The sequence below is a fragment of the Neisseria sp. HMSC065D04 genome, from assembly GCF_001815675.1.
Taxonomy (GTDB): domain Bacteria; phylum Pseudomonadota; class Gammaproteobacteria; order Burkholderiales; family Neisseriaceae; genus Neisseria.
The window spans coordinates 1-6,729 of the sequence record NZ_KV821532.1 but is presented as its reverse complement, the minus strand read 5'-3'; the positions used below and the strand labels follow the sequence as shown (position 1 = coordinate 6,729).

The 6,729-nt window shown below is 49.7% G+C and carries 8 protein-coding genes; 4 read left to right on the top strand and 4 right to left on the bottom strand.

The features are described from left to right. Nucleotides 1–201 (bottom strand): hypothetical protein (locus tag HMPREF3050_RS14900; RefSeq protein WP_210399932.1); only part of this gene is annotated, 201 nt, incomplete at its 3' end. A gap of 80 nt (nt 202–281) precedes the next feature. Here HMPREF3050_RS14900 and HMPREF3050_RS09470 point away from each other — a divergent pair. The 3 genes from HMPREF3050_RS09470 to HMPREF3050_RS09460 all read left to right on the top strand — a co-directional run bounded on the left by HMPREF3050_RS09470 (nt 282) and on the right by HMPREF3050_RS09460 (nt 4,063). Beyond that, entirely contained in the window at nt 282–2,363 is a 2,082-nt protein-coding gene (locus HMPREF3050_RS09470) for a carbon starvation CstA family protein (RefSeq protein WP_070774623.1), read from the top strand. Next, complete coding sequence (locus HMPREF3050_RS09465; RefSeq protein ID WP_003744600.1) at nt 2,353–2,547, top strand: YbdD/YjiX family protein; 195 nt, start codon at nt 2,353–2,355, stop codon at nt 2,545–2,547. Before HMPREF3050_RS09470 ends, HMPREF3050_RS09465 begins: the two co-directional genes overlap by 11 nt. 247 nt (nt 2,548–2,794) lie before the next feature. Next, a complete protein-coding gene (locus HMPREF3050_RS09460; protein WP_070774622.1) occupies nt 2,795–4,063 on the top strand; it encodes a DUF945 family protein in 1,269 nt (422 codons plus the stop codon). A gap of 294 nt (nt 4,064–4,357) precedes the next feature. Here the strand turns inward: HMPREF3050_RS09460 and HMPREF3050_RS09455 are convergent, their stop codons facing one another. The 3 genes from HMPREF3050_RS09455 to HMPREF3050_RS09445 all read right to left on the bottom strand — a co-directional run bounded on the left by HMPREF3050_RS09455 (nt 4,358) and on the right by HMPREF3050_RS09445 (nt 5,442). Next, entirely contained in the window at nt 4,358–4,768 is a 411-nt protein-coding gene (locus HMPREF3050_RS09455; RefSeq protein ID WP_003761628.1) for an MliC family protein, read from the bottom strand. Between the two features lie 273 nt (nt 4,769–5,041). After that, a complete protein-coding gene (gene ykgO, locus HMPREF3050_RS09450; RefSeq protein WP_003685279.1) occupies nt 5,042–5,167 on the bottom strand; it encodes a type B 50S ribosomal protein L36 in 126 nt (41 codons plus the stop codon). Next, complete coding sequence (locus HMPREF3050_RS09445; RefSeq protein WP_009311404.1) at nt 5,167–5,442, bottom strand: type B 50S ribosomal protein L31; 276 nt, start codon at nt 5,440–5,442, stop codon at nt 5,167–5,169. The genes ykgO and HMPREF3050_RS09445 overlap by 1 nt, the downstream gene beginning before the upstream one ends. Nucleotides 5,443–5,592: 150 nt before the next feature. On the opposite strand from HMPREF3050_RS09445, the gene hemH reads away from it, so the two are divergent. Next, nucleotides 5,593–6,603, top strand: coding sequence for a ferrochelatase (hemH, locus tag HMPREF3050_RS09440; RefSeq protein WP_070774621.1), 1,011 nt, complete (start codon nt 5,593–5,595; stop codon nt 6,601–6,603). Nucleotides 6,604–6,729: the final 126 nt, after the last annotated feature.

The window sequence follows — 6,729 nt, the reverse complement described above, 5'->3', positions numbered from 1 at the left end:
GCCGTACTGGTTTAAAGTTAATCCACTATATCGTAATGAATGACGATTGCTTGAGTTAAATCTAGCCCGCACGTTATCGGATTGTGTTAACCTTACGCTAGGCTTGATGATAGTTAACATTCTAGGGTTTTGGTTCCCTTGTTTATTAATTATCTCAAGCCAGGGTTCCCGCACCATCATCGCTTCATTTTTTTCTTCCATAAATGCTTCGGGATGCAGTTTGTCCCCCCGCAACAATAAGAACCCGAACATTCTCACTCTTGTATTTTAAGGATTAAACAATGAAATCGCTCAAAACGTTCCTTATTTGGGGCATTGTGGTTTTGGTCGGCGTAGCGTCCTTTACCACTTTGGCCATCAGTCGGGGCGAGCAGGTCAGCGCGGTATGGATGGTCACCGCCGCCGTATCGGTGTACTGCATCGCTTACCGTTTTTACAGTCTCTACATCGCCAAATATGTGATGCAGCTTGATCCGAACCGCCTCACGCCCGCCGAGCGGCACAATGACGGTTTGGACTATGTGCCGACACACAAAGGCGTATTGTTCGGACACCACTTTGCCGCGATTGCGGGCGCAGGTCCGTTGGTCGGTCCCGTGCTGGCTGCGCAAATGGGTTATCTGCCGGGTACGCTGTGGATTATCTTCGGCGTAGTGTTTGCCGGCGCGGTACAAGACATGATGGTCTTGTTCGTCTCCATGCGCCGCGACGGTAAGTCTTTGGGCGATATCGTAAAACAAGAACTCGGCACTGTTCCGGGCGTGATTGCCTCCATCGGTATTTTGATGATTATGGTCATCATCATGGCGGTGTTGGCGCTGATTGTGGTGAAAGCACTGGTTCACAGCCCTTGGGGTACGTTCACGATTGCTGCCACCATGCCGATTGCGCTGTTTATGGGTATTTACACCCGCTATATCCGTCCGGGCAAAATCGGCGAGATTTCCATCGTCGGCTTTATCCTGCTGATGCTGGCGGTCATTTACGGCGACAATGTGGCACACAGCTCCATCGGTCCTTGGTTTGACCTTGACGGCATCCAGCTCACTTGGGCGATTATGATTTACGGCTTCGTAGCATCGGTATTGCCGGTATGGCTGCTGCTGACTCCGCGCGACTATCTCTCTACCTTCCTGAAAATCGGTACGATTGTCGCCCTCGCCATCGGCATCCTCATCGTCAGCCCTGCGCTGCAAATGCCTGCCGTAACCCACTTTATCGACGGTTCCGGCCCGGTATTCTCAGGCGCATTGTTCCCGTTCCTCTTCATTACCATCGCCTGTGGTGCGGTTTCAGGCTTCCACGCGCTGATTTCTTCCGGTACCACGCCGAAAATGCTGGAAAACGAAACCCACGTCCGCATGATCGGTTATGGCGGTATGATTATGGAAAGCTTCGTGGCGATTATGGCCTTGGCTGCCGCGTCATCGCTTGATCCCGGCGTGTACTTCGCCATGAACAGCCCCGCCGCCCTGATTGGTACAGATGCCAATACCGCCGCCGAAGTGATTACCACCAAGCTGCAATTCCCCGTTGATGCCGCAACCTTGTTGCACACCGCTAAGGAAGTGGGCGAAAACACCATCCTGTCCCGTGCGGGCGGTGCGCCAACCCTCGCAGTCGGTATGGCACACATCATGAGCCGCCTGATTCCGGGCGAAGCCATGATGGCATTCTGGTATCACTTTGCCCTGTTGTTTGAAGCCTTGTTCATTCTGACCGCCGTCGATGCCGGCACGCGCGTCGCACGTTTCATGATTCAAGACTTGGGCAGTATCTTCTACAAACCTTTCGGCAACACCGACTCCATCCCTGCCAACCTGATTGCGACCTTCTTCGCCGTGGCATTGTGGGGCTACTTCCTCTACACCGGCGTGACCGACCCGCTGGGCGGCATCAACTCGCTCTGGCCTTTGTTCGGCATCGCCAACCAAATGCTGGCAGGCGTAGCCTTGATTATGTGTGCCGTTGTGCTGATTAAGATGAAACGCGACCGTTATGTCTGGGTAGCACTCGTTCCCGCCGTCGGCGTACTGTTTGTAACCTGCTACGCCGGTCTGCAAAAACTGTTCCACAGCGACCCGCGCGTCAGCTTCCTCGCCCATGCCGGCAAATACAGCGACGCATTGGCTAAAAACGAAGTCCTCGCGCCTGCTAAAGACATCGGCGAAATGTCGCAGATTATCTTCAACGACAAAATCAATGCCGGCTTGACCGCATTGTTCCTCTCCGTCGTCGTCATCGTTGCCATCTACGGCGTACGTACCGCCATGAAAGCACGCAAAGTCGGCTGGCCGACCGCCAAAGAAATCCCGGCGGTGTACCGCGACGGCAAACAACCGGAGGCACAAAGTGAAGCGTAAACTCGCCGCTTGGTGGAAAACCGCCAAACTTACCGCCAACCTCATGGCAGGCGTGCCCGATTATGAAAACTACGTTGCCCAACAGCGCAAACATAATCCCAACGCCCCCGTCATGACCGAGCTGCAATTTCAAGACTACTGCCGCAAACGCCGTTGCGGTGCAAACGGCGGAAGATGTTGTTAATCGCTTGAACGGTTGAAAAAAGGTCGTCTGAAAGTTTTCAGACGACCTTTTTATATTACAATATTGGCATTTTTAAAATCGGCATAGACAAATACCGTCAGTTGATCCAATTTCCGCCAAGGCGCAACCCGGCAGTGTCGCAGTTTGAGTCCAACTGGAAAACTGTCCTATCTTGCGCAAAGCCGATTCGAATCTACCCGATTCCAATCCATCCATTACATTTTTACCACCTGCTTAAGGACAAGACATGAAAAAAAGCATCATTGCGACATTAGTCGGCATCGCCGCATTGGGAGGAGCAACCGTTGGCGGCGGCATTTATGCTGACAACAAATTGAAACAGGAATACTATTTCCAAAACAATCCCGATGCCGACAAACGCCTGAAAATCACTTTGGATAAATTCGACATGGGCCTCACTTCGGGTAAAGCTTCATGGAGGGGCGACATCACGCCCGACTTGTGCCATCAGGACACAAAATTCTCAATACGCGGCGAGGACATCATCACCCGCGGTCTGAACGGCTACACCATCCAAACCAAACTCTATCTGATTGGAGATGACAATAAAGAAATATTCCGGTTGGACGGCAATACCGTGCTTTCTTGGGGTGGCGAATTAGAGGGCAAACTGACCGCACCGGCAGGCTCATTAAACATCGATTCCGACGAAGTCAAATGGGAAACGGCGACTTTGGCTGTCAAAGGCCACAAATCCGACCATCAGTACCATCTCGATAATTTCAATTTCGAATGGCCCGGCATGACTGCCTCACACCCTGACAAACCTGAAAGCCCGGGATACCAATTTAGCTTGAAAAACGTTAAATATCAGGCCGATATGGAAAAAGGTGACACCACTGCATTGCGCAACGGCACATCCCTCTTCACCGTAGACTCTGCCGCATTCAAAATGGGCAACCAAACCTTTGATTTCGCTGTCGACAAAATCAAAGCAGGAAGCAAACAGTCTGCAAAAGACAACAAATACGCTATGGAAGGACAAAGCGAAGTCGAAAACTTCCGCATCAACAACATCAAATTCGACCGCATCCATTACAACTTCAACCTCCGCGATATCAATGGCGAAGGTATCGACCGCATCAATAAATTCTTCGATCGTCAAGGTAAAGAGTGCGTCGATATGAACAGTCCCGACACACAAAAAGAACTGATGGAAGCCGTAAAAACCTTTTTAAAAACCGGCATCAAATTCGACTCAAAAGGCAATCAAATCTACTTGAACAACAGCGCGGTCAAAGCCGACGCAGACGCCTCCATTCCGCCTATCGAATATAAAAACGACGAGCAGCTTCAACAAGACCTCCTCAGTAAGCTGAAATACAACGTCAACGCGGAGGTCGATAAAAACTTCATCAGAGAAGTGCTCAAACTGGCTTCTCAATACGATCCCAATATCAAAGAAAGCGATTTGGACAATGTCGTCAAAGAAATGGCAACCGCACTCAATGCCGAAGTCACCGAAGACAAGCTGATTATCAAACGCAGCCAATAATCCGCCGGCAAACCTGTTGGAAAATATAGTGGATTAACTCTAAATCAGGACAAGGCGACGAAGCCGCAGACAGTATAGTACGGAACCGATTCACTTGGTACTTCAGCACCTTAGAGAATCGTTCTCTTTGAGCTAAGGCGAGGCAACGCCGTACTGGTTTAAAGTTAATCCACTATACCGACAGGTTTCGCATTTACCCATAGCAAAAGGTCGTCTGAAAATTTCAGACGACCTTTTTGGTTTCACGGAGATAGGCATCGCAAACCCGCCATCCCCTAACAATTCACGCAGTCATTAACGCTGATTGCAAGAAGTGTCTACTTTGTTGCCATAAGGATCAACGAAGCTGAAGAAGGCTTGGCTGCCTTTTTGATGCCATTCTGCACCTTTACCGAACAGACCGCGGTTGGAAACATAACGCTCGCCGGAACCGGAAACCGCAGAAGACAAGACAGCGCGTTTGTCATCCAGGCTCAACTCGACGCGGTTGGTGTCCAGATTGCGTACAGTCACAGACAAACCGTTTTCACACTCAAAAGATTGGGGCGAACGGCGGTCGCTAGACTGACCACGATCATCATAGTTGCGATCTCCATGGTCATGACGGTGCTCGTGGCGAGGAGCATCATTATCATCATAATCAGGGGCAGCACAAGCACCCAAGGACAAAACAGCCGCTACGGCCAATACAGCTTTAAGTTTCATATTAATACTCCTGAAAAATGTGGAACTGCATAACAGTCGTTCCATGTTATAAACATCCTTATAGTCTAGCAAGGGAGCTTACCCTAATTTACCTGCACGCCCCCGAATGTAGCTTTTTCCAAAGCTCCGTAGTTTTTTCGCAAACATTAAAACTTACCTCAACCATTGCTTCACACTTACCCGCCCGTCCGAGGTCGTCTGAAAACAAAAAAACCGCCCGCGAAAATCATCGCGAGCGGCAATCCATTGAGAGCATTACAAAATATGAAAACATTACCGCTGACGGGCTTTGAAGCGGGGATTGCTTTTACAGATGACGTAAACTTTACCTTTGCGTCGAACGATTTGACAATCGCGATGGCGCTTTTTCGCCGTTTTCAATGAAGACAAAACCTGCATTATTTATCCTTTCTAAAAGACGAAATCATAGATTGGAACCTTTGGTTGAACTTGCTGGCGCGGCCTTCGGTATTCACATTGCGCTGTTTGCCCGTATAGACGGGATGCGAGGCAGAAGACGTATCCAAAGAAAATAAGGGATATTCTTTACCATCGTTCCAAACCATCGTTTTGCCGTGTGTATCCGCACAAGAACGGATCAGCCAGCCTTCATTGGCACCACTGTCGTAAAAAAGCACAGTACGGTAATTTTCAGGGTGGATATTCGCTTTCATCATTCCTCCGATAAATGTTATGGTATAACATTATACATCATAAACTTTAAAACACAACCCTGAAAAAAGGTCGTCTGAAAACGCAGACCATATTCAGACGACCTTCACATTGCTACAATACGGACTTCCACTCCAATCCAAAGGCACATCATGCCGCTTTTCCACGTCGAACCCTCCCTGTCTTACACCCAGCAAAACCGTGTAGGCGTCCTCCTCCTCAATCTCGGCACGCCCGATGCTCCGACCGCCGCCGCCGTCAAACCATATCTTCGAGAATTTCTATCGGACCAACGCGTCGTCGAACTGCCCAAACTAATTTGGCAGCCGATTTTACATGGTTTGGTCCTGACACTGCGTCCCAAGAAAAGCGCACATGCTTACGCCAAAATCTGGTTTGAACAAGGCTCTCCGCTTGCCGTCTATACCCAACGCCAAGCAGACGCCCTCGCCAAAGCCATACCCGACACCATCGTCCGATATGCTATGACCTATGGCAACCCGGGCATCGAAACCGTCCTTGCCGAAATGAAAGCCCAAGGCATAGGCAAATTGCTGATTGTCCCTTTATATCCGCAATACGCTGCCTCCAGCACAGGTGCGGCATTAGACAAAGTGTTCCAACAACTGCTGAAGCAGCGCAACCAAATGAGCCTGCGTACCGTTTCGCGTTTTTACGACGACGCAGCCTATATCGATGCCATGAAACAACACATTGAAGCATATTGGAAAGAACACGGACGCGGCGAGAAACTCATGTTGAGCTTTCACGGCATTCCACAGAAAAATTACGACGACGGCGACCCTTATCCCGACGAATGCCGACATACCGCGAAACTTCTTGCCCAAGCACTCAACCTAAACGAGCAAGAATACATCGTTTCCTTCCAAAGCCAATTTGGCAAAGCAAAATGGGTAACGCCCAGCACACAAGCCCTGTTTGAACAACTGCCCAAACAAGGCGTCAGCAAATTAGATGTATTCTGTCCGGGCTTTATGGCGGATTGTCTGGAAACCATGGAAGAGATTGCCATCATGGGGCGCGAGCAATTTCACGCAGCCGGAGGCAAAGAATACCGCTATATCCCCTGCTTGAACGACCACCCGGCATGGATTCAGGCTTTGACCGAACTGGTCAAAAACAACCTGCAAGGCTGGCAATAAACGGATGCCTCATCCGACAAGGGATATTGGTTATTACTTATAGACTTTAAACCCAAACAAAGCTGCGACAGCATCCTCATTTAAAACCTATCTGAGACCTTTGCAAAAAAGCCCTTCCTCCGACAA